Source organism: Empedobacter tilapiae (assembly GCF_004785645.1).
Lineage (GTDB): Bacteria > Bacteroidota > Bacteroidia > Flavobacteriales > Weeksellaceae > Empedobacter > Empedobacter tilapiae.
In genome coordinates this window covers 1-22,257 of record NZ_SRPE01000009.1, presented here as the reverse complement: position 1 = coordinate 22,257, position 22,257 = coordinate 1, and the positions used below count along the sequence as shown (strand labels likewise).

Below are 22,257 nucleotides of genomic sequence, written 5' to 3'. Positions count from 1 at the left end.
ATTGGTATGTTTTATTTTGCATTTCGATCAACTTCGAAGATTCCGAATACATTATTATCTGTATCCAAAAAATAACCTTGCCAAGACATACCAGGAATTGCAAACTTAGGCATAGCTACAATTCCTCCATTTTCAATTATTTTTTGCTCAATTTTATCAAAATTTTCTACTTGAATTGTACATGTAAATGCATTTGTGCCACAATTTAGAGGAGGTATTTCAGCAGGACGTTTAAACATTCCACCTTCCATACCAGAAGTATTGATACGAAAATATTCAATCGGTAGACCTTCTTGTTTTACAAAATTCCATCCGAAAATATTTTCATAAAACTTGATACACTTTTTCGGATCATTTGCCTGAATTTCAAAATATACAATACTATTCATTTTCCGTTATATTTATATTTTAGTATTTAAATTTAAGATAAAAATTGGTTCATAACTGATTATTCAATTAATTTTTGGAAGAAATCTTTTGAGAATCATTATTTTTATACATTAAAAGGAATAAGATGAAAATTGAATTAAATAGAGTAAACAAGGCTTCTCACTATGAAGCGACAGCGCCAAGTTCATCAGTAAAAGTAAATATTGATGGGCCAGAATCGATAGGAGGAGAAGGAAAAGGTGTTCGTCCAATGGAATTGGTATTAATAGCTTTGGGAAGTTGTAGTGTTTTTGATTTGAATGAGATTTTGAAGAAACAACGCCAAGAAATTGATGATATTAAAGTTGAGGTTGAAGGTCAACGTAGGGATGAGATTCCAAATATTTTCACGAATATTCATATCAAATTTTTCTTAAAAGGAAATATTGATTTAGATAAAGCAAATAAAGCTGCTGAATTAGCGGTTAAGAAGTATTGTAGTGTACATGATATGCTTGCAAATGGAGGGATTGATATCACCTACGAGATAAACGTAAATTAAATTGATAATAAAAAAGGTCTTTCATTCGAAAGACCTTTTTTATACATATGCTTTTAATTAAGCTTCAACAGTAACTAAAGCATCTTGAAAGATATTAATTTGTGTTAATACTTTATTTTTTAATTCTTCATTTACAATTTCGTTATTTTGGAAATTATCATTGAACGAAGGGAAAGTTGTACTTGCTACAATTTCTCCACTTGCAAACATTCCAAAATATTTTGTCGCAACTTCCATTACATTTCCTCCACCATAGGCACCTGGAGATGTACTTAATAACAGCACTTTTTTATCTTTCAAATAAGGCATTTCGATGCGAGAAACCCAATCCAAAATATTTTTCAAAGCAACAGAAAAGTTTCCATTGTGTTCAGCCAAAGAAATTACAATACCTTCTGCATCTTTGATTTTATTGTAAAAATCTTGTGCTTCTTGTGGAAATCCATTTTCTAATTGACGATCAATAGAATATATATGCATTTCATAGTCATTGATATCAACTAAATCGATTTCTACATTTTCGATTTGATCTAAAGTATAATTTAATAATTGTTTATTAATTGAATTTTTGCTGTTACTACCAGCGAAAGCTAGAATTTTCATATTCTTATTGAGTTATTTTATTTTGATGAAGCAAATTTATTGCAGCATCAGGTAAAATATATTGACATATGATATGAAATGCGAAAAAATTAGATTTTTTTTCTAAATTCATCTATTTTGAGAATCAATTCTCTGTTTAATTCTTCATTAGTAATTTTACCTTCAGCAAAATTTTCGTTGAATTTAGGCAAAGAGAAATCGACTAAAATGTCACCTCCTAATTTTGTAATTAATTTAGAACCTATTTCTAAAGAGTTTTTTGCTCCATAACCACCAGGAGATGTACTCATAACGAAAACCTTTTTTCCTTCAAGAAATTTATAATTAATTCTTGAGCACCAATCCATATAGCTTTTAAAAACTGCTGTAATGCAAGCATTATGTTCTGCTAATGAAATAAGTAAAATATCAGAATCAACAAGTTTTTGATAAAATCGTTTTACGTCATCAGAAAAACCTTGTTCTTTTTCTATATCAATATCAAAAGTAGGGATATCAAAGTCATCTAAATCTAAAATCTCAATTTGATCTTTGTTTAATAAAGAAGAGGCATAAGTTACGAGTTGTTTATTGATAGAAGTAGAACTATTACTTCCGGCAAAAGCTTTAATAATCATAGTTTTTATTTTTAGTTATTGTTTTTTTGTATGTAATAATTGTGCATATTCTGTAGGTCGAATTCCTGAAACTTTCTGAAAAATATTACTGAAAGATGACAACGAATTATAACCAACTAACATTGCGATTTCGTACATATTATATTTATTTTCAGCAATCAATTCCAATGATTTTGTAATACGAAGTGAACGCAAAAATCTTACATAATTCATTCCCATATTATCTTTAAATTTTCGAGATAATGTTCGAGTACTCAACCCAAATTGTTGGGCAATTTCATCTATAGAATAATTTTTTTCGATATTTTTCATCAGAAATTGGGCAATATCAATTAATTTCTGATCTTTTGGAAATGGATGTTGAATGAAAGCTGGTAATTTGTTCGATTCCATTTCAGGTAAAATAGATCGTATGGCTTTTACAAAATCATATTTAGCAGGATCTTTTTCTGAAATAGATCCGCTCCAATTTTTGGTGTATAGAATCATTTCCCTTAACAATTCATTCGTGTAATAAATATTTGTAATCGAATAAAAATCGTTTTCTTCTTTTTCGGTCTTAAAATAAAAGTTATATAAATCGCCTGTTTTACTGTTAGTTAAGATAGAATGTGGTGTATTTGCAGGAATCCACATAAAACATCGCGCAGGTAAATACCAATGTTTGTCGTTAACAAAAACATGTACAATTCCACCTTCAGCATACAATAATTGTGCTTTTTTGTGCTGATGTATGCGCGTTCCTATCGTATCTAAATGAGCATGTTGTATATAAAAATGAACTTTAGATTTATCAACTTCGTCAAAAAAAAACTGGTCAAACAACATTGTTTTATGCTTTTTTAAAGGTAAAATGTTTTGCTTTTGCAAATTACTTTATTTTGGCGTAAATGAGCAAATTATTTTCTTTTTTTATCAAGAGGGTAGAGGTGTTTTGAACGTAAATTTGCAGCACTAAAAATCAATAACAGACTTATAAATAATACAAAATGATATTTAAATTCGTTAAATATCAGTTGCTTACATTGTTGTTAATGCTGAGTGGGTTGAGTTATGCTCAAAATAAAATAGACTATAACCAACTGAAATTAAGCAAAGCAATTGAAATTGGATTTCAAAATAATAAAAAATTACAAATTAGTGCTTTAAAAACTAATATTGCAGAATTAAAAGAGAAAGATCTTAAAAATGAAAAATTGCCAGATGTAGATTTCCACACTGGTTTTCATGTTTTGAGTAATTTACGCCAATACGAAGATGGTGGTTTTCTAAAACCTTCAACTAAATATGTTGTTCCTCGTATGAAATACGATTTTACACTTTCGGCTGAAATTCCAATTTATTTAGGAGGTAAATTAAAAAATGATGAGAAAAAATCTGAAATAGAAACCAATATTTCGAAACTACAAGTTCGAAAAGATGAGCGAGAATTGAGAATGCAAATTATCACAGCTTATTTGCAAGCGTTGCATTTACAGGAACAACAAATGTTGATTTCAGATAAAATGAGAGAAGATTCGGTTGTAATAAAACAAACAGAATCCTTGAAAAAAAATGGTTTGGTTACGTATAACGAAGTTTTGAGAACAGAATTGCAATTGTCAAATCATAAAATGTCTTTTACTGAATTGGAAAACGAGATTTCAATTATAGAACATCAAATCAAAACAATTTTGGCATTACCAGAAAATCAAGAAATGCATATTGACACCAATGATTTGTTTACAAATGAAGAATATTTAGGATTGGTTGATGAAATGATTTTGGAAGCAATGGATCAAAATGAAAGTTTGAAAATTGCGAAAGATGATTTGAATTTAAAAGAAATTGATAAGAAAAATACCAGAGCCAATACATTACCAAAAATAACTGCTGGAGCGGAATATGGGTACAATTATCCAAATTTTATGTTTTTTCCGCCAGAAGAATATTTGAACAGAAACGGAATGATTGGTGTCAATGTTTCGATTCCGTTGAGTAATTTTTTTAAGAATAAACAAAAAATGCAAATCGCAGATCGTAACATTTCGATTGCAAAATTAGAAATAGAAGAGGAGGAAGAACAAATTCGACACGATGTTTTTGCTGCGAATAAACGATTAGAAGAATCGATCGAAAAAATAAAAATAGCGGAAGAAGCAATTGGCCAAGCCAAAGAAAATTATCGAATTGTGAGAACAAAATATGTCAATAAATTGAGTTTGATTACAGAACTTATCGATGCGGATAACGCTTATTTAGAGGCTCAATCGAATTTGATTTCATTACAAATCAACAAACAATTAAAATACTATCAATTACAATACGTTTTAGGAAACTTATAAAAATGGGAAAACAACAGACAAAAGGAGAAAAACGAATGAATAGAATACTTTCGGCTATTGCTTGGATTTTTATTATCATAGGAATCTCTGCAGTGGCTTGGTTTTATTTCTTTTCGAGTTCACATGTCAATACAAATGACGCGCAAGTGCGACAATATATTACGCCAGTTTCGAGTAAAGTTTCTGGTTTTATCAAAAAAGTAAATTTCGAAGAAAATCAATTTGTACACAAAGGTGATACGCTTGTTGTGATTGACAATAGAGAGTTTCAGAATCAGATTGATATTGCAGAAGCTAATTTAGAATCGACTTCGCAATCTGTTTTAACGTATGAAAAAGCAGTAGATACAAAATCGAGTGATGTTAATATTGTTAATGCAAATATAGAAGCTGCTAAAATAGAGGTTTGGAGAACGGAAAAAGATTATAATCGTTTCAAAAATTTAGTTCAAGAAGATGCAGCAACCGTACAGCAATTTGAAGAAGTTGAAGCAAAGTATAAACAAGCAAAAGCAAGTTTGAGCGCTTTGGAACAACAACGTAATGCAGTGAATGTTAGTGCGTCTGCTGAACAAACAAAAGTTGCACCTGCAAAAACTCAAATTTTACAACGAAAAGCCCAATTGAACGATGCCAAACTTACTCTCTCATATACTTATGTTGTAGCACCTTACGATGGTTGGATTGGAACAAAAAATATACAAGAAGGTCAGTTAATAAAAGAAGGACAAGCCTTGGTGCAAGTGGTTTCGAAAGAGAAATGGATTGTTGCGAATTTTAAAGAAACGCAAATTGGAGAAATCGATTTGGATCAGCCAGTTATTATAAAAGCTGATGCCTATAAAAATATTGAGTTTGAAGGAAAAATTGAATCACTTTCGCCAGCTTCGGGGTCTGAGTTTGCTTTGATAAAACCTGATAATGCAACAGGGAATTTTGTGAAAATTGAACAACGTTTTCCTGTGAAAATAATTCTGAAAGAGTCTAAAAATATCGAAAAATTGCGTACCGGAATGAATGTAAATGTTTCTGCAGAAAAAGTAAATTAAATAAATGTCACAACAAAATTCAATATTCAATAAATGGGTTCCGCAAAAATTGGTTGTGCCAATTTTTATACTTGCGCTATTTCCACACTTGATGATTTTGACGATATTCAACATGAATAGTACGTTTACAGCATCATTTTTGGATTTGGAAGTCGACGATTTGCAGTTCCTTTTTTCGATGGCGTATGCCACTATTGTTTGTGGTTTATTTATTCACGTTCGATTTTTTCACTTTTTCAATATCAGAAGTTATTTACTAACAATGACCATGCTTAACATTTTGGTATTGTTTGGAATGACATTGACAACAAATACAGAATTGATTTTGATTCTGCGTTTTATTCAAGGACCTTTATCGCTTTTCGAAGGTTGTATTTTGTTGCCAATCATTATGTCGAATATTAAAAGTGAACATTCAAAATTGATTGCTTATTCATTTTTGTACGGCGTAATGTTAACAGGTGATAAATTCACGACTTCTATTGTTAAGTTTGCGATAGAGAACTATAACCACAATATGATGGTGTATACGATAATGAGTTTTCACGTTGTTGCATTAATCATTTATGTGTTTTTCTTTAATCATAACAGAATGTTTCCTAAAAAACCATTGTATCAATTAAATTTAGGAGGGATTTTCTTGATGATTATTTCTTTAATTTCTGGTGCATTTTTCTTGATTTATGGAAAAAAATATTATTGGTTCGAATCTCCAATTATTGTCATAGCATTTGCATCGACGCTTATTTTTAGTGGTTTATTTTTATTGCACCAAAAAACAGCAAAACGACCTTTGTTTCATTTTGATATTTTCAAATCAGAACGAGTTGTTTTAGGAATATTAATGTTTTTTATTTTCTATGTTTTACGTGCCGGAATGAGTAATATTTACCAAGTCATGTCAACAGTTTGGAAATGGCAATGGGAATATGTTTTAGAAATTCAATATTTTAATGTAGCAGGTTCTATTATCGGTGTTGTGTTTTCGTTTTTTATGGTTAAAAATAAAGTCGATTTTAGAAAAATATTTTTTCTTGGATTTATACTTTTAGCCATGAGTATGTTGTGGTTTAGTTACTTGTTTTATCCAGATACAAAAGTCGAAGCAATAGCGCCAACGCTGATGTTAGAAGGAATTGCGCAAGGTGTTATTTTTACACCTTTGGTATTGTATATTACAGGTTCCGTGCATCCAACAATGACGGGTAGTGCGGCACAAATTGGAACAGCAATTCGTTTTTGGACTACGACAATTGGATTTTCGATTATGCAAAATGCGATACTATTTTTAACGACTAAACATCAATTTTTGATGACAAAAAATTTAGATAAAACGAATCCAATTTTCCAACAACAGTGGAATAATTTGTTCAATAAAAATATTGCAAATCATCTCCCAAACGAAGCAGAAAGTATAACTGCTACTGCATTGAAAGCGAAATCGTATAACCAAGCTTTGTTGGTTAGTAATATTGAAATTTTCCGAACATTATTTGTAATAGGAATTGTTGCAGCATTAATTGTGATTCTTTATCAACCAGTAAAAAATAGACTTTTACATCGCTAGGTTTAAAATTTGTTAAAATAAAAAAGCCTTACTTATGTAAGGCTTTTCATTAGTATTTTTATAGTTTTTCTTCTATGTATTCTTGAATTTTACTGGTAATAATTGGAACTGCTATCATAATCAATCCAGAAATTACAATTTTTGTAACTCCTTTCATTGGATACTTATTAGAGGCTTTATCTCCAACCCAATTTAACGCGTTTTCAACTTTAGAAGAAGTGAAGCTTGTATCAGATTTTAAGTTTGTTACAAGATTAACTGCTTTATTTACAAATGAATTTTCATGCTTATTTTCAGCAACTTTCATTTGTAGTTTTAGTTTACGTTTTGCCATTCGCAAATCGTCTAAATTTTTTATTGCAGACATTTGTTCTTTATTCTTCATCGTCGTCTTCGTCATCATCATGGTTAGACATAGCTTCCATAGCATTTTCTATTGTTAGATTTACAAGAAGTAATTTTAACTTCTTTCTAAATAATATACAAAGAACCATTACCAAGAAATAAATTCCAGTAACTGTAAGAAACCCTAATCCTGTATCATTAAAATAACCTCCTAAAATAAATCCTAATGCTAAACTTCCTAATAATAATAGAAATAATGAAAATACGGCAATAATTAATACATAAATTCCACTCGCTAACATATTACTCAGTGAATCTACAAGATCGTATTTAGCTAAGGTTATTCTATTATTAATATAAACTTTTAGTTCATTAAACATAAAAATGATTTATTTCAGACAAAGTTAATTATAAATTTTAAGGAATATTGTGTTTTGAAGAAATTAAACTCCTACGTTTTCTTGAAATTCGTCTTTTAAATCTTCTTTAGTTTGGTTTGCTTTAGATTTTAAATCTTTTCCAGCTTCTTTTGCTTTTGCTACAAATTCATCTTTTTGTTCAGCTAATTTAGCTTTAACTTCTTCTAATTTAGCTTCTAATTCTTTTTTAGTTTTTTTTGCTTTATCAGAAAAATCGTTCGCATATTTATCTAACTCTTTTTTGTATTTGTCAGCTTCTTTTTTTAATTTTTTACGCGTGTCTTTTCCTGATTCTGGTGCATATAATAAACCTACTACTGCTCCGATTGCTGTTCCGATTGCTAAACCTGCCAATAATTTAGTTGCATTATTTAATTTACTCATAATAAAGTTTTTTTTGAGATTAAACGTTTTTTATATTTACACTTTAAAATTACAAAAACAATACCAAAGAATTCAAATCAAATTTAAAAAATTACAATAAATGTTAATATTATCTGAAAAATCCCAAAATATGCCAGCTTCTCCAATTAGAAAGTTGGTGCCTTACGCAGATGCAGCGAAAAAAAGAGGAACTAAAGTATATCATTTAAATATTGGTCAACCAGATATTGAGTCGCCAAAAGCTGTTTTAGAAGGATTGAAAAATTTCCCTTCAAACATTATTTCTTATACGCACTCAGAAGGAACGTTGGAATATCGCCAGGCATTGGCAGATTATTTTACAAATCGTGGAATTGATTTAACGCCAGAAAATTTTATTGCAACTTTAGGAGGTTCAGAAGCTTTATTATTTATTTTCGGAATTATTGGAAATCCAGGTGACGAAATCATTATTCCAGAACCTTTTTATGCAAATTACAATGGATTTACATGTGAAAATGATGTAAATATTGTTCCTGTTCCATCTTCAATAGAAAATAATTTTGCTTTACCTGCAATAGAAGAATTTGCGAAAAAAATTACGGATAAAACACGTGCAATTTTAATTTGTAATCCTGGAAATCCAACTGGATATGTTTATTCTAAAGAAGAGTTAAATCAATTGAAAGATTTAGTTTTAGAGCATGATATCTATTTAATTGCGGATGAGGTTTATGCAGAATATTTATATACTGAAGAAGAATTTACATCTGTTTTAAGTTTCCCAGAACTGAAAGATAATGCAATTGTAATTGATTCAGAATCGAAACGTTTTTCTTTATGTGGAGCGCGTTCTGGAGCTTTGATTACTCGTAACGAGAAATTCTTAAAAGCTGCAATGTTATATGCACAAGCGCGTTTAAGTCCTGTTGAAATTTCTCAATACATTGCAACTTTAGCCCACAGAAATGTTGGAACTTATTTCGAAGATTGTCGTACAGAATATTTAAAACGTCGCAATACATTAGTTGCAGGTTTACAGCAAATTCCGGGTGTGGTTTGTCCAAATCCAAAAGGAGCTTTCTATTGTATGATTCAGTTACCAGTTGATAGCGCAGAGAAATTTGCTATTTGGTTATTAGAATCTTTCTCGTCAAACGGAGAAACAGTAATGTTGGCGCCAGGAGCAGGATTTTATTCAACTCCAAATTCAGGAATTCAAGAAGTTCGTTTGGCTTATGTTTTGAAAGAAGAAGATTTGGTTCGTTCTGTCGAAATTTTGAAAGAAGCTTTAGAACAATATCCAGGAACAATTAGATCTTAAGAAAAATACGAAGATGGAAATCATCGAAAATTATTCATTAAAATTATATAACACATTTGGAATAGAGGCAAAGGCAAAATATTTTGCAGATGTTGCTACTATCCAAGATTTACGAAAAGTTTTGGTTTTTCGTCGTCAAAAAGATTTACCGATCTTATTTATTGGTGGAGGAAGTAATATGCTTTTTGTAGACGATTTTCCAGGAATTGTGTTAAAATTAAATTTGAAAGGAATCGAAATTATCAATGAAGATGATGATTTTGTATATGTAAAAGCTCAAGGAAGCGAGAATTGGCACAATTTTGTTGAATGGACACTGCAAAATGATTTTGGTGGATTAGAAAATCTTTCATTGATTCCTGGAAATGTTGGTACTGCGCCGATGCAAAATATTGGTGCGTATGGCGTTGAAGTCAAGGATTATATCGAAGAAGTTCAAACATTAGTTTTGGAGACAGGAGATGAGCGTACTTTTACAAATGAAGAATGTCATTTTGGTTATCGCGAATCTGTTTTCAAAAATGAGTTGAGAGGACAATATGTTTTGGTTGCGGTTACGTTTAAATTGACGAAGAAAAATCACAAACTTCATGTGGACTATGGTGCAATAAAATCTGAATTAGAAAAGGAGCAAATTTTTGATCCAACAATTCAAGAGATTAGTGCAGCTGTAATCAAAATTCGTCAAAGTAAATTACCAGATCCTTCGCAGATTGGAAATTCAGGAAGTTTCTTTAAAAATCCTGTCATCTCGAATGAAGAATTTGCTGAAATAGAAAAACTTCATCCAGAAATTTCTCATTACAAAACTGATTCAGGTGTTAAGTTAGCCGCAGGTTGGTTAATAGAACATGCAGGTTGGAAAGGAAAACGTTTTGGTGATGCAGGAGTTCATGATAAACAAGCTTTAGTTTTAGTGAATTATGGAAATGCAACTGGACGTGAAATTTATGATTTATCTGAAAAAATTATAGAAGATGTGAAAGTCAAATATGGCGTAACATTGGTTAGAGAAGTCAATATTATACAGTAGAATAAACTATTGTTTTTTAATTATGAAAATCAGATTCAAAAATGTTTGAATCTGATTTTTTTTCGAAAAGTAAATTAATTTTTTTATTCAGCAATCATATACAATACTAAAATTGAATTTTATATAAAGTAAAAACATACTACAAAATTATCTCAATCATGTTTTATGTTTTATTTATTCTGTTTTTACAAAGACTTGAGTATTGATTAATAATAATATATCTTTTTTGTTATTTATGTGATATAGGATAAATGTTGTTTATATATTTTGTCTAAATAATTTTGCTCAGAGTTTTAACTAGCTTAAATCTATAGCATTTTAATGATAAAAGCTTTGGTGATATTTTAATCAGAGCTTTTATTTTTTATTTTAAAAAAAATATGAAAAAGAGAATTACATTAGCATTAACTTTTACTAGTATTTTAAGTCTTGCACAAGTAGGAATTAATATTGAAAATCCACATTCAAGTTCTTTACTAGATGTATCAGCAAATGATAAAGGAGTTTTAATACCAAGATTAACTATTCAAGAGCGAAGTTTAATCAATAAACCAGCCAATGGTTTGTTAATTTTTGATAAAGAGAATAATTGTATAAGTCAAAACATAGGAAATGAAACAACACCAGAATGGGTTTGTTTAGGAACTTCTGTTCGTTCTTTTTATATGCCTTCTATGATTGTTGATACAAATATTATTGGAAGCCAAAAACAAATTGATTTATTTAATGTTTATAAAAATCAGTTTGAAAACCCGATGGTAAAAAGTATAAATGCTAAACCATCTATTCCATATTATTCAGATTCTAAAAAATTGTATTATTACATTACATATTATGATAATAGTGTCATTGATAATATAACAATTAGTGAGGATGGTGTAATGAAATATTCTGTAAAAGGTAGTCCTACAGATGTTTCTTTTATGAATGTAGTTTTCGTAGTTAAATAGTTGAAAATGAGATTTTTTTTATATTTAACACTTATAGTTGCTCTATTTTTGAATAGCTTTTCTTTTGCTCAAGTAACTCCAGTGAATATTGTTAAAGAGAAACCTACATTAGATCAAATATTAAATCATATTCAAGCAAAAGGTGTAAAATTATCTAATCCAAGATTGTTAAGTGGTAATATTGATAAACAAGTATTAACATTTGAAAATGGTTATAATGCTAATTTTGAAATTGATAAAGGGTTAGTAATCTCTACTGGAAATGCAAAAGAAGACGTATTAAGCCGTAATTTATCTCCAAGTAAATCAAGTCCAAATACAGGCTGGTATAATGATAGTGACTTAACTAATATTGACAACCAAGCTATTTATAATACGTTTGTTTTAGAATTTGATGTTGTTTTGGATCCAGGGTTAACAGCATTGAGAGTTGCTTTTCAATTTGGTTCAGAAGAATACCCTGATTATGTTGGAGGACAATATAATGATGTTTTTGGTTTTTTTGTAAAAGGACCTGGTATTTCAGGGACTAAAAATATGGCAAGATTACCTTCTAATAATAAACCAATTACAATTAATAATATTAATTATGGTAAATACGGAGGAAATTCAGGAGCTTGGAGTTCTCCTTTAAAACCAACAGATTTGTCGCAAAATGATTTATATATTAACAATGGACATACAACTAAAATTTATAGTAATAGTTATCCAAATATGTTAATGGCAAATATAAATGATGCAGATTTAAAAAATTATAAACGAGATATTTATATAGAATGGAATGGATTAACAAAATTAATAACGTATGATTTAAAGAATTTAATTCCAGGTGAAAAATATACTTTTAAAATGGCTATAGCAGATGTTTCTGATACAACAATGGAATCTGGAGTTATTATTGAAAAACTTCAAGGTGTTGATGGAAGTGATCTAGCAGTTGAGAAAAATTTAGTAGAAGATAAAGCATACATTCCTGGAGATTTGATTGAATTTAAAATTAAATCAAAAAACCTTGGACCTTATATCAATACAGATGCAGTTGTAGAAGATATTCTTCCTTCTGGTTATGAGTATATTTCTCATACTATAACACCAAATTTTGGAAATTATATAAATGGTAAATGGACAATAGGAACACTAAAAGTAGCTGTAGATGAGCCAGAACTTATTGTAAAAGCAAAAGTATTACCTTCTGGAGAATATAAAAATACAGCGATTATAAAATCAAGCAAGTTCGATCCAGATTTAAGCAATAATACAGCTACAGTTTTACCAGAAATAAAAGGTGCAAAAAAAAATAGAATGATATCTAATCCAATGATATTCATTAAATAAAATGTTTATTTTACTGTTATAGTATATATATACATTTTATATATACTTTTGCACGCAAAACTTATCAAATCCTTTTTTGATAAGTTTTTTCTAATTGTATATTTTTTTAGATTATAAGAATGAAATTTATTTTATTATTTTTCAGCTTTGCTACCACCTTTATTTATGGCCAAACCCAAAAAGAGATTGATGATAATTTTGTAGCTGCTTATCATTATTATAATAATTATGAATGGATAGAGGCTTTAAAATTAATGGATAAAAACCTAGAAAGTTCTAAAAAAATAAATTATACATATGGAATACAAAAAAGTTATTTAAACAAGGCTAAAGTTCTAAATAGTTTAGGATATCATAAAAGAGCTTTAGCAAGTATAGACACTCTAAAAAAAGAATATTTAGACAAAGATGATTATTATATTGTTTGTGAATTGTATAGAGTTAATGGAAATATTTATGAAAACATAAATTCATATGATTTAGCCTTAGAAAACTATTATAATCAATTAAAGTATTCATATAGAGTTGATAAAAAGGATAATATTGATAAGTTTCAAAGAATTTGGGCTTATGATAATTTAATATCTGTATATGGTTATCAATTCAAAACAGATTCTATTTGGAAATATATCAATCAGAAAAGTATCGAATTAAATAAGCTAGATGATAAACTTCTAGATAGAGAATATGGTTATTTATATAGCGATTATGCTTCTTTGTATTTGAAATTAAAACGTTATGATGAAGCGTTATATTATATTAATAAATCAGAAGAACGATTTTTAAAAAGTAATGATGATCCATATGTTTATAGTCTTTATAAAATAAAAGGAGACTATTATTTTAGTTTAAATAAATATCAATTAGCAATCGATAATTACAAATTAGCCATCAATTATTCAAATCAAGTAAATGCGAATGGAGATAATGATCGATTAGAATTATATAAAAAATTAAGTGCAGTTTATTTTATTCTAAATGATGAGGAAAATGGTAAAAAGTATCTATCTTTTTTTAAAACAGCTAAATTTAATAAAGAGACAAAGAATAAAGAAGTTCCCGTTTCTGTTAAAAAATCTGCTAATACTTATTATTATATAATATACATTATTGTATTTATTTTAATAATTATTCTTTTTGTTAGATTTTTTAAGCATTCTAAAAAAGAAAATAGAAATCAATTTGTAACTACTTCACAAGATGATATTTCATTTGTAATTAATCTAGCAACAACTAACGATCCTAACTTCTACATACATTTCAAACAATTATATCCAAATTTTATTCAAAACCTAACAAATCAATTTCCTGATTTAACATTAAAAGACCTTGTTTTTTGTGCATACATTTATTTAGGTTTTTCTACTAAAGAGATAGCAGAATACACATTTGTAACAAATAGAGCAATTCAAGTTAGAAAAAATAGATTAAGAAAGAAACTCAATTTAGATTCAAGTATTGATTTTTATAAGTGGATTCAAAATGTTTAGGTTATAAACAACTTTTAATTTCCTTTGTATAAAGTTGTTCATTTTTTAATGAAGATTTTTTATAGATTTATTTAGAAATTTTACAAAAATTAAGTAGAATAATATAAGTTTCCTTCATTTTTTAGAGCTTACTTTTGAAGTGTTTAATTAATAATGAAAAAACTTTTTGTCATATTCTTTACGCTTTTTTATTTGGTATTGGCTTCAGGCTTTACCCAATACACACATTTGTGTAAAGGATCAACAAAAATAATCTATAGTTTTACTGATACAAAGAATCAGAATAAGGATACACCTTGTCCTATTTGCTCTTCTAAAGAGAAAGATTTAAAAAATCAGAAGAAAAATTGTTGTAAGCATTTATCTAAGCTTGTAAAGGTAAATGATAGTATAAAAAAGAAAAATAGTTTTGATTTTTCTATAAAATTTTCAGATTATTTCTTCTCAAACAAAACTTTAGGAACAGTTTACGATACTGATGTATTAGCATTAGCAATACAGAAAAACAATACATTTACTTCTTCAAAAATTCCTTTCAAAGGAAACCCTTTACATATTTTACATTGCGTTTATAGAATTTGATTTTTAGACTAAAATTTATTTAGCAGCTTCATTTTTTTATGATACTGCTACACATTTTTATGTCTAATTTTTAAAATTATAAAGTACAATGAAACTAAAATTCATTGCCTTAGTAAGCTTTACATTTGTTTGTAGTATTAGTAGTTACGGACAAGTTTTAACTTTAGAAGAAGCTCTTTTTCGATCAGAAAATCAATACGATAAAATTAAATCAAAACAATTATTAGTTGATGCTGCTCAACAAAATACAGCTTTTCAAAAGCAACATTATTTACCAGATTTTACTGTCTCTGCCCAACAAAGTTTTGGAACGATTAACGTACAACATGGACCAATGTATGCTTATGGTGGTTTAGCTTCTGCGGCAACTTCTATGCCGTTAGCAGATCAAAACTGGAATGCCGCTTTCGGATCTCTTTATTTTGCCAATGTTAATTGGAATTTATTCACTTTCGGTCGAAATAAAAATCAGGTAGAATTAGGAATAAAAAAAGAGTCTAAAGCAAAAGCAGATTTACAACAAGAAATTTTTCAACAGCAAATAAGAGTTGGAGCTGCTTACCTTAATTTATTAGCTAGCCAGAGAATGAAATTTGTTCAAGAGAAAAATGCTGAGCGTGCTCAAATTTTTTACGAAATGACGAATGCACGCGCAAAAAGTGGCTTAATTCCAGAAGTTGATTCGCAATTAGCTAAAGCGGAATGGTCTAATGCAAAATCATTACAAATAAAGGCATTTGACAAAGAATTAGAATGGTCAAGGCATTTGGCAGTTTTGATGAATGATGATTTTAAAGTGTATGAACTAGATAGTTTGTATAGTACATCTTTACCAAATAAATTAGAAAAACCTACTGAAGAAAATTTGAAAGAACATCCTTATTTACAATTTCAACAAAGTAAAATTGATGAAAATGAGCAACATATCGAATTACTGAAATCAAATAAGATGCCCAATCTATCAGCATTTGGTGTTATTCAAGGTAGAGGATCAGGATTTGATGCTAATTATGCTCAAGATAATTCAGCTTATTCTACAAGTTATTTTAAAGGTGTTGGAATAGACCGTGGTAATTATCTGTTAGGTTTCTCACTTACTTGGAATATCACTAATTTTTTTAAATACAATACCAAAGTAAAAGAACAAAAATACATTTCACACTCATTGCAATATGTATTTGATTCACAACAAAAAGAATTGAAAATCTTGTTTCATCAAGCAAATGCAAAATTGGATAATGCATACGATAATTTCGAAGAAACAAAAGTTCAATTACAAGCAGCTGAAATGGCATATAAACAGCAAACAGCTTTGTATCAGAATGGTTTAACAACTTTAGTCGATTTTACTCAAGCTTTATATAGTTTGAATAGAGCAGAGATTGATTATGAAATAGCTCAAAATAACGTTTGGCAAGCCTTGTTGTTGTTAGCATCTGCTGAAGGTGATATAAAGGTTATTACGCCATAATTTATCAAGAAATTTAGATATGAATATAATAAAAATTGCACTTCGAAAACCTATAGCAATTATGGTTTTGGTGTTGGGGTTATTATTCTTTGGTATTAAAGCAACCAAAGAAATTAAAGTGGATATTCTTCCAGAAATGGATTTACCCGTAGTTTACATTGCACATTCATTTAATGGTTATACGCCACAACAAATGGAAGGTTATTTTACCAAAATGTATGTTAACATGATGCTTTTTACAAATGGAGTAAAAAGTATTGAATCTAAAAATACGCAAGGGTTAACTTTAATGAAAGTTACCTTTTATGAAGGTACAGAAATGGGAGAAGCTATAGCTACAATAAATGCTTTGTCTAATCGTTCTCAAGTATTTTTACCTCCCGGCGCGCCACCTCCATTTATTATTCGATTTGATGCATCATCTCAGCCAGTTGGACAGTTGGTATTTCGCAGCAATACAAAAACGAATAATCAATTACAAGATATTGCCAATTTTAATGCACGTCCTTTCTTGATTAAAATTCCAGGTTTAATGACTGCACCACCTTTTGGAGGAAGCCCACGTACAATAGAGGTAAATATTGATCCTTATAAATTGCGTTCACATAATATTTCACCTGAGCAAATTGTAGAAGCAATAAGCCGAAATAATATAACATCTCCTTCTGGGAACATATATATTGGAGATAAAAACTATTTAACTCCAACTAATAATACGGTTAAAGAAGTAGAAGAATTAGGAGATATTCCAATTTTCAAAGGATCAGTAGATAATGTTTATATCCGAGATGTAGCAACGATAAAAGATGGTGCTGATATAGCGACTGGTTATGCGCTGATTGATGGTAAACGTTCTGTTTATATCAATATAGCAAAAGCAGGTAATGCTTCTACATTAGATGTTGTCAATACGTTGAAAAAAGAATTACCTAACATTCAACGAAATATGCCAGATGATGTTCAGATCTCTTATGAATTTGATCAATCTATTTATATTACTAATGCGTTGAAAAGTTTAGTTATAGAAGGAGTCTTAGGTGCATTGTTAACTGGGGTGATGGTAATGTTATTCTTAAATGATCGTCGTGCTGCATTGATTGTAATTATGACGATTCCGATTTCCATTATTTCTGGCGTATTGTTTTTGAAATTATTTGGACAAACAATTAACATCATGTCGCTTTCAGGTTTAGCCTTGGCAATTGGTATTTTAGTTGATGAAAGTACGGTTACAATCGAAAATATTCATCAACATTTTGCAATGGGAAAATCAAAAGCCCAAGCTATTTGGGATGCGTGTAAGGAGATAGCCTTCCCTAAATTATTAATTATGTTGTGTATTTTGGCTGTTTTTGCACCAGCATTTATGATGACTGGAATTCCAGGATCGTTGTTTATGCCACTTGCCTTAGCGATTGGTTTCTCGATGATTGTTTCGTTTTTATTATCACAAACTTTTGTACCAGTTATGGCAAACTGGATGATGAAACACAAGAAGGATCATTGTGAAAATCTAGCTCACAAAGAGGATTGGTTTTCTAAGTTCAGAAATCGTTTTGTAAACTTTTTAACTCGACTAACAAAACAGAAAAAAATCATTGTCAGTATAAGTTTATTATTGGTTTTGATTGGTGGTTTTGCATTGTATCAAATTACAGGAAAAGATGTATTACCAACATCTAATTCAAGACAATTTCAAGTTCGCATAAAAGCTATAGAAGGAACTAGAATAGAGGTTACAGAAGCAAAAGTGAAGCAATTTTTAACTCATCTTAAAAATAATGTAGGAGAAGATAACATCGCAATTTCTTCGGTATTTATTGGTCAACATCCATCTACATTTGCTGTAAGTCCCGTGTATTTATATAATGCAGGGCCACACGAAGCCTTGATGCAAGTTGCTTTGAAAGAATTTAAAGGAAATTCAGATGAATTGAAAGATGAATTAAGAGTCTATTTCAAAGAAAAAATGCCTGAATTATCTATTTCATTTGAACCAATTGAGTTAACAGAGAAAATTTTAAGTCAAGGAACAAATACGCCGATTGAAATTCGTGTTTCTGGAATGATGAAGAAGATGAATCGTATGTATGCAAATAAACTTTTAGCAAAGTTAAAAGAGATTGATTATCTACGCGATCAACAAATTCCTCAATCGATGGATTATCCTGCAATGCAGATTAATATAGACCGTACAAGGGCTGCACAATTAGGATTAGATGCACAAGATATTGCGAAATCATTAGTTGCAGCAACTGCTTCTACTCGTTATACAAACAAAAACTTTTGGGTAGGAGGTATGATGGGAATCGCTTACGACGTTCAGGTTCAAACACCACAAAATATTTTGAATAGTAAAGAGGAGCTAGCGAATTTACCTCTGACTAAAAACTCAGATCGACCTGTTTTGGGTGATGTTGCAACGATTACGCCTACAAAAGAATTGGGAGAAAGTTACAATTTAGGAACAATGGGTTATACAACTGTTACAGCAAATTTGTATAAAACAGATTTAGAACAAGCTTCACAAGATGTTAATGCTGCTATAGCTTCGTTAGGAGAACTTCCGAAAGGAATTAATATTGAAGTAGCAGGAATGACACCAGTTTTAGAAGAAACATTGTCTAGTTTAGCCACAGGGTTATTAATCGCTGTAATTGTAATTTTCTTGATGCTTTCAGCAACATTTCAGTCGTTTAGAGTCTCTCTTGTCATATTATCAACAGTTCCGTTTGTAGTTGTTGGAGCTCTACTAATGTTAAAAATAACTGGATCTACATTAAATCTTCAATCGTATATGGGATTAATTATGTCGGTTGGTGTTTCTATTGCAAATGCAGTATTGTTAATCAGTAATGCTGAAACGTTAAGAAAACTAAATAATGATTCTATTTTATCAGGAATTGAAGCAGCAAAGCTTCGTATTCGTCCAATTATAATGACAACTTTAGCCATGATTGCTGGTATGTTACCTATGGCAATTGGTTTTGGTGAAGGAGGAGATCATATTGCACCATTAGGTAGAGCTGTTATTGGAGGTTTGTTGTTCTCAACTTTTTCTGTTCTAATTATTCTTCCATTAGTATTTGGATGGATGCAGAAAAAAGCAAGTATAATCTCTCCTTCTTTAGATCCTGAAGACGAAAATAGTACCCATTTTGTACAATCAAATCAATAAAAAAATGCAATTCAAACATATAATACCAGTTGCGGCTTTGATTCTTTTATCAGCTTGTAACAAAAACGAAAATAAAGAAGCCAAACCTGAAGCAAAAGGAATGGAAATGATGAATATGATGGAAACGATTGAGATTTCGAAATCAAATCCATTGGTTCCTTTAAAATTAGCAGGTGAGTTAAAACCATATGAACAGACAGATTTGTTTGCAAAAGTGAATAGTTATGTCAAGCAAATTCGTGTAGATATTGGTGATAAAGTAACTCGAGGACAAATTTTGGTTATATTAGAAGCACCAGAAATTGTTTCGCAAATCGCAAATGCGAAAGCAAAAGTTCAAGCGCAAGAAGCTATTTATTTAGCAACAAAAGCAACTTATGACCGAATGCTAAAGGCTGATGAGACAAAAGGAGCTGTAGCAAAAGATGCAATAGATCAGATAAAAGCCAGAAAATTATCAGACGAATCTCAATTGGCAGCTGCACATTCAGCCTATAATGAAATCAGAAATATTAATGATTATTTGGTGATTAGAGCACCATTTAGTGGAACAATTACGAATAGAACAATTGATTTAGGGGCTTATGTTGGTCCAATGAGTAAAGAGCCACTTTTGGTGATTGAAAATAATCAAAAGTTGAGGCTAAATCTTTCTATTCCAGAAGCGAGCACGCCTTATGTAAAGTTAGGAGATACTATCCGTTTTTATGTACGTTCGCAACCGCAAGTAAAACATATGGCTCTTGTGAGTAGAAAGTCTGGAAGTTTGAATGTAAAGCTTCGTTCAGAAAAAATTGAAGCAGATTTTATCAATCAAAACAATATGCTAAAACCATATATGGTAGCAGAAGCAAATATTCCTTTACAAAATACACTACCTACTTTTTTTGTGCCAAAAATGTCCGTTGTAGAAAGTGGTATGGGAATTTATGTTATTGCTGTAGAAAATGGTAAAACAAGAAATATTGTAATTAGTAAAGGACGTATGATGGATGATAAAATTGAGGTTTTTGGAGAATTAACAGAAGGAAGTAAGATTCTGAAAATGGCTTCTGAAGAAATTGTTGAAGGAACAAAAGTTCCAACTTCAACTAAAGTTGCAAAAAAGTAATTTAGCAAGAAATTCTTTTTTAAGAATATAATTACCGTAGTTAATGCTACGGTAATTTTTTATAAAAACTAAAAGGCTATAAAATATTTTCTATTTAAAAAAGTGAGATCGAAAATTATGATGAGGTAACTCATTTTAAAAGAAAGTACATATTCATAAAATAAAACATTGTATGAATGATAATATAATGGTGTAATTGAATGTTTCTATTGTTTGGATTGCTCTTTACTAATGATATAAAATATTGCTTCAAACGAATGAAATAAATAATAAATATCAATAATTTTATTGCAATTAATTTTCCAGTAGAGTCGAAGGGAAGTAACTAAGTAGAAAGTGCTAAAGAATTTCGAAGAAATAGTCTATTTTGTCTTTCAAAAAAATAGAAGACAAAATAAGAGGTATACCTTGTTGTATAAAAATAAAAAAACGCTATAAAATCGATTATTGAGTCTATCAAAATATAGAGTTGTACAACAGTTTCCTATGTTAATTGTTGGATTTTTATCATTTTACTTTAAATTCTCCTTCGTATTCTTTATTTTCTGTATAAATCCCAATTCCAAGTAATTTCCATTCTTTAGAACCTAAAATATTATAATTGTATTTTTTATTAATTTCAGCTTTGTTTATAGCTATTGAATGAATTTTCAATTCAGTACCACTTGTTAATCCGAATTTCTCAGTTTTAGCACTTGTAAATTCTACTTCATTTTTATTATTTGAATAAAATAATGAAAGTTTAATTTTAGATATAATGTTACTTTCAATTGTTTCTTCAATTTTATACTTTTCTGAATTTATGGATGTTTCATTTAACAATTCTATTGAGTCATTTTCATTATTGGTATTTTTTGATATTATTGAAATGAAGCCTATTGTTAAGACTATTGTTTTAACAAAACCAATTTTTGTTTTGATCAATTTTAATAATTCAAAACATATAAACAGGAGGTATATAAATATAGCTATATTTATAAAAGTCCAAATTAATTCAAACATATAAGTAATAATATTTTTAAAAGCTTATATCTAACATTATTTTACAAAAACTAATATACAAAACTTTCATAAAATACTCTATTGTATAGCTATGCTCAAAATATCCAAAACTATCTCACAATAAATTATAGTTTTACACAAAAAACTATTATAAAAAAATAAATGAGGATTGTTATATAATCTTTTATTTGTGAAACAGTTTCTCCTGTTAGTTAACAGCACAATATTTCAAGTTATACGAAACCCTACCATTTTACAAACCTTTGTTGAACTAAACCTCCGGTAGCTTTCGCTGCGATGATTTCGTACCTTAGTATATTAATATTAAACAATTGATACTATGGTAACTAAAAAAAATCTCCGGAGGAATTAAGAGCGAACAAATACATTAATCGCGCTTGTAGTGAAATTACGGGTTTTTCTGAACTTCTGCAACGTTTTCAGCGAAATATTTCCATTTTAGGCAGAAGCCAGCGTACTTTCGAGAATTATTCTCGGCATGTGGCGGCAATGGCGTTGCATTTTGGAATTCTTCCTACGGAATTACATCCCGAGCAGGTTAA

Annotated in this window: 21 protein-coding genes; 13 read left to right on the top strand and 8 right to left on the bottom strand. The window is 29.5% G+C overall.

Annotated features, from left to right (window positions below; translation table 11 throughout):
* Window positions 1-11: 11 nt before the first annotated feature.
* Window positions 12-389, bottom strand: a complete 378-nt coding sequence (locus E4J94_RS12675; RefSeq protein ID WP_135836169.1) for a VOC family protein — start codon at window positions 387-389, stop codon at window positions 12-14.
* A 125-nt stretch (window positions 390-514) separates the two neighbouring features.
* On the opposite strand from E4J94_RS12675, the gene E4J94_RS12670 reads away from it, so the two are divergent.
* A complete protein-coding gene (locus E4J94_RS12670; RefSeq protein ID WP_135836168.1) occupies window positions 515-931 on the top strand; it encodes an OsmC family protein in 417 nt (138 codons plus the stop codon).
* A gap of 57 nt (window positions 932-988) precedes the next feature.
* Here E4J94_RS12670 and E4J94_RS12665 read toward each other — a convergent pair whose 3' ends face one another.
* From E4J94_RS12665 to E4J94_RS12655, 3 genes are all read right to left on the bottom strand, one after another.
* Window positions 989-1,534 (bottom strand): NADPH-dependent FMN reductase, encoded by a 546-nt coding sequence (locus E4J94_RS12665; protein ID WP_135836167.1) that lies wholly within the window; start codon window positions 1,532-1,534, stop codon window positions 989-991.
* A gap of 89 nt (window positions 1,535-1,623) precedes the next feature.
* Complete coding sequence (locus E4J94_RS12660; protein WP_135836166.1) at window positions 1,624-2,151, bottom strand: NADPH-dependent FMN reductase; 528 nt, start codon at window positions 2,149-2,151, stop codon at window positions 1,624-1,626.
* 15 nt (window positions 2,152-2,166) lie between these two features.
* Window positions 2,167-3,021, bottom strand: a complete 855-nt coding sequence (locus tag E4J94_RS12655; protein ID WP_246034330.1) for an AraC family transcriptional regulator — start codon at window positions 3,019-3,021, stop codon at window positions 2,167-2,169.
* Between the two features lie 119 nt (window positions 3,022-3,140).
* Between E4J94_RS12655 and E4J94_RS12650 the strand changes: the two genes are divergently transcribed.
* Genes E4J94_RS12650 through E4J94_RS12640 form a run of 3 tightly spaced genes read left to right on the top strand, consistent with a single transcriptional unit; the run spans window position 3,141 to window position 7,091 of the window.
* Window positions 3,141-4,475, top strand: coding sequence for a TolC family protein (locus tag E4J94_RS12650; protein ID WP_246034329.1), 1,335 nt, complete (start codon window positions 3,141-3,143; stop codon window positions 4,473-4,475).
* Window positions 4,476-4,477: 2 nt separating this feature from the next.
* Window positions 4,478-5,524, top strand: coding sequence for an HlyD family secretion protein (locus tag E4J94_RS12645; protein ID WP_135836165.1), 1,047 nt, complete (start codon window positions 4,478-4,480; stop codon window positions 5,522-5,524).
* Between the two features lie 4 nt (window positions 5,525-5,528).
* On the top strand, window positions 5,529-7,091 hold the full coding sequence (locus tag E4J94_RS12640) for an efflux MFS transporter permease (RefSeq protein ID WP_135836164.1): 1,563 nt from the start codon (window positions 5,529-5,531) through the stop codon (window positions 7,089-7,091).
* Window positions 7,092-7,149: 58 nt separating this feature from the next.
* Here the strand turns inward: E4J94_RS12640 and E4J94_RS12635 are convergent, their stop codons facing one another.
* From E4J94_RS12635 to E4J94_RS12625, 3 genes are all read right to left on the bottom strand, one after another.
* Window positions 7,150-7,476: a hypothetical protein gene (locus tag E4J94_RS12635; RefSeq protein WP_135836163.1), complete on the bottom strand. Its 327-nt coding sequence runs from the start codon at window positions 7,474-7,476 to the stop codon at window positions 7,150-7,152.
* Complete coding sequence (locus E4J94_RS12630) at window positions 7,466-7,816, bottom strand: phage holin family protein (protein ID WP_135836162.1); 351 nt, start codon at window positions 7,814-7,816, stop codon at window positions 7,466-7,468. The genes E4J94_RS12635 and E4J94_RS12630 overlap by 11 nt, the downstream gene beginning before the upstream one ends.
* A gap of 63 nt (window positions 7,817-7,879) precedes the next feature.
* Window positions 7,880-8,239, bottom strand: a complete 360-nt coding sequence (locus E4J94_RS12625; protein ID WP_019974497.1) for a YtxH domain-containing protein — start codon at window positions 8,237-8,239, stop codon at window positions 7,880-7,882.
* Window positions 8,240-8,339: 100 nt separating this feature from the next.
* Here E4J94_RS12625 and E4J94_RS12620 point away from each other — a divergent pair, with 100 nt between their 5' ends.
* From E4J94_RS12620 to E4J94_RS12580, 9 genes are all read left to right on the top strand, one after another.
* Window positions 8,340-9,542 (top strand): pyridoxal phosphate-dependent aminotransferase, encoded by a 1,203-nt coding sequence (locus E4J94_RS12620; protein WP_135836161.1) that lies wholly within the window; start codon window positions 8,340-8,342, stop codon window positions 9,540-9,542.
* Entirely contained in the window at window positions 9,520-10,575 is a 1,056-nt protein-coding gene (gene murB / locus E4J94_RS12615) for a UDP-N-acetylmuramate dehydrogenase (RefSeq protein ID WP_262710484.1), read from the top strand. The genes E4J94_RS12620 and murB overlap by 23 nt, the downstream gene beginning before the upstream one ends.
* A 380-nt stretch (window positions 10,576-10,955) precedes the next feature.
* The gene (locus E4J94_RS12610) at window positions 10,956-11,525 is read left to right on the top strand and encodes a hypothetical protein (protein ID WP_135836159.1); all 570 of its coding nucleotides are present in this window, start codon (window positions 10,956-10,958) and stop codon (window positions 11,523-11,525) included.
* 6 nt (window positions 11,526-11,531) lie between these two features.
* Window positions 11,532-12,860, top strand: a complete 1,329-nt coding sequence (locus E4J94_RS12605) for a DUF11 domain-containing protein (protein WP_135836158.1) — start codon at window positions 11,532-11,534, stop codon at window positions 12,858-12,860.
* 119 nt (window positions 12,861-12,979) lie between these two features.
* The gene (locus tag E4J94_RS12600) at window positions 12,980-14,350 is read left to right on the top strand and encodes a tetratricopeptide repeat protein (protein ID WP_135836157.1); all 1,371 of its coding nucleotides are present in this window, start codon (window positions 12,980-12,982) and stop codon (window positions 14,348-14,350) included.
* Between the two features lie 153 nt (window positions 14,351-14,503).
* Complete coding sequence (locus tag E4J94_RS12595; RefSeq protein ID WP_135836156.1) at window positions 14,504-14,932, top strand: HYC_CC_PP family protein; 429 nt, start codon at window positions 14,504-14,506, stop codon at window positions 14,930-14,932.
* Window positions 14,933-15,020: 88 nt separating this feature from the next.
* The gene (locus E4J94_RS12590) at window positions 15,021-16,403 is read left to right on the top strand and encodes a TolC family protein (RefSeq protein WP_135836155.1); all 1,383 of its coding nucleotides are present in this window, start codon (window positions 15,021-15,023) and stop codon (window positions 16,401-16,403) included.
* A 19-nt stretch (window positions 16,404-16,422) separates the two neighbouring features.
* Window positions 16,423-19,581, top strand: a complete 3,159-nt coding sequence (locus E4J94_RS12585; protein ID WP_135836154.1) for an efflux RND transporter permease subunit — start codon at window positions 16,423-16,425, stop codon at window positions 19,579-19,581.
* A 4-nt stretch (window positions 19,582-19,585) separates the two neighbouring features.
* Entirely contained in the window at window positions 19,586-20,692 is a 1,107-nt protein-coding gene (locus tag E4J94_RS12580) for an efflux RND transporter periplasmic adaptor subunit (RefSeq protein ID WP_135836153.1), read from the top strand.
* Between the two features lie 507 nt (window positions 20,693-21,199).
* Here the strand turns inward: E4J94_RS12580 and E4J94_RS12575 are convergent.
* Entirely contained in the window at window positions 21,200-21,694 is a 495-nt protein-coding gene (locus tag E4J94_RS12575) for a hypothetical protein (RefSeq protein WP_135836152.1), read from the bottom strand.
* Between the last annotated feature and the right edge of the window lie 563 nt (window positions 21,695-22,257).

Excerpts from the sequence above, each read along its gene's own strand:
- E4J94_RS12575 (WP_135836152.1), bottom strand. The coding sequence starts at position 21,694 with ATGTTTGAATTAATTTGGACTTTTATAAATATAGCTATATTTATATAC.
- E4J94_RS12670 (WP_135836168.1), top strand. The coding sequence starts at position 515 with ATGAAAATTGAATTAAATAGAGTAAACAAGGCTTCTCACTATGAAGCG.
- E4J94_RS12630 (WP_135836162.1), bottom strand. The coding sequence starts at position 7,816 with ATGTTTAATGAACTAAAAGTTTATATTAATAATAGAATAACCTTAGCT.
- E4J94_RS12600 (WP_135836157.1), top strand. The coding sequence starts at position 12,980 with ATGAAATTTATTTTATTATTTTTCAGCTTTGCTACCACCTTTATTTAT.
- E4J94_RS12675 (WP_135836169.1), bottom strand. The coding sequence starts at position 389 with ATGAATAGTATTGTATATTTTGAAATTCAGGCAAATGATCCGAAAAAG.
- E4J94_RS12650 (WP_246034329.1), top strand. The coding sequence starts at position 3,141 with ATGATATTTAAATTCGTTAAATATCAGTTGCTTACATTGTTGTTAATG.
- E4J94_RS12645 (WP_135836165.1), top strand. The coding sequence starts at position 4,478 with ATGGGAAAACAACAGACAAAAGGAGAAAAACGAATGAATAGAATACTT.
- E4J94_RS12590 (WP_135836155.1), top strand. The coding sequence starts at position 15,021 with ATGAAACTAAAATTCATTGCCTTAGTAAGCTTTACATTTGTTTGTAGT.
- E4J94_RS12660 (WP_135836166.1), bottom strand. The coding sequence starts at position 2,151 with ATGATTATTAAAGCTTTTGCCGGAAGTAATAGTTCTACTTCTATCAAT.
- E4J94_RS12580 (WP_135836153.1), top strand. The coding sequence starts at position 19,586 with ATGCAATTCAAACATATAATACCAGTTGCGGCTTTGATTCTTTTATCA.
- E4J94_RS12635 (WP_135836163.1), bottom strand. The coding sequence starts at position 7,476 with ATGAAGAATAAAGAACAAATGTCTGCAATAAAAAATTTAGACGATTTG.
- E4J94_RS12665 (WP_135836167.1), bottom strand. The coding sequence starts at position 1,534 with ATGAAAATTCTAGCTTTCGCTGGTAGTAACAGCAAAAATTCAATTAAT.
- E4J94_RS12610 (WP_135836159.1), top strand. The coding sequence starts at position 10,956 with ATGAAAAAGAGAATTACATTAGCATTAACTTTTACTAGTATTTTAAGT.
- E4J94_RS12625 (WP_019974497.1), bottom strand. The coding sequence starts at position 8,239 with ATGAGTAAATTAAATAATGCAACTAAATTATTGGCAGGTTTAGCAATC.
- E4J94_RS12585 (WP_135836154.1), top strand. The coding sequence starts at position 16,423 with ATGAATATAATAAAAATTGCACTTCGAAAACCTATAGCAATTATGGTT.
- E4J94_RS12605 (WP_135836158.1), top strand. The coding sequence starts at position 11,532 with ATGAGATTTTTTTTATATTTAACACTTATAGTTGCTCTATTTTTGAAT.
- E4J94_RS12640 (WP_135836164.1), top strand. The coding sequence starts at position 5,529 with ATGTCACAACAAAATTCAATATTCAATAAATGGGTTCCGCAAAAATTG.
- E4J94_RS12595 (WP_135836156.1), top strand. The coding sequence starts at position 14,504 with ATGAAAAAACTTTTTGTCATATTCTTTACGCTTTTTTATTTGGTATTG.
- E4J94_RS12620 (WP_135836161.1), top strand. The coding sequence starts at position 8,340 with ATGTTAATATTATCTGAAAAATCCCAAAATATGCCAGCTTCTCCAATT.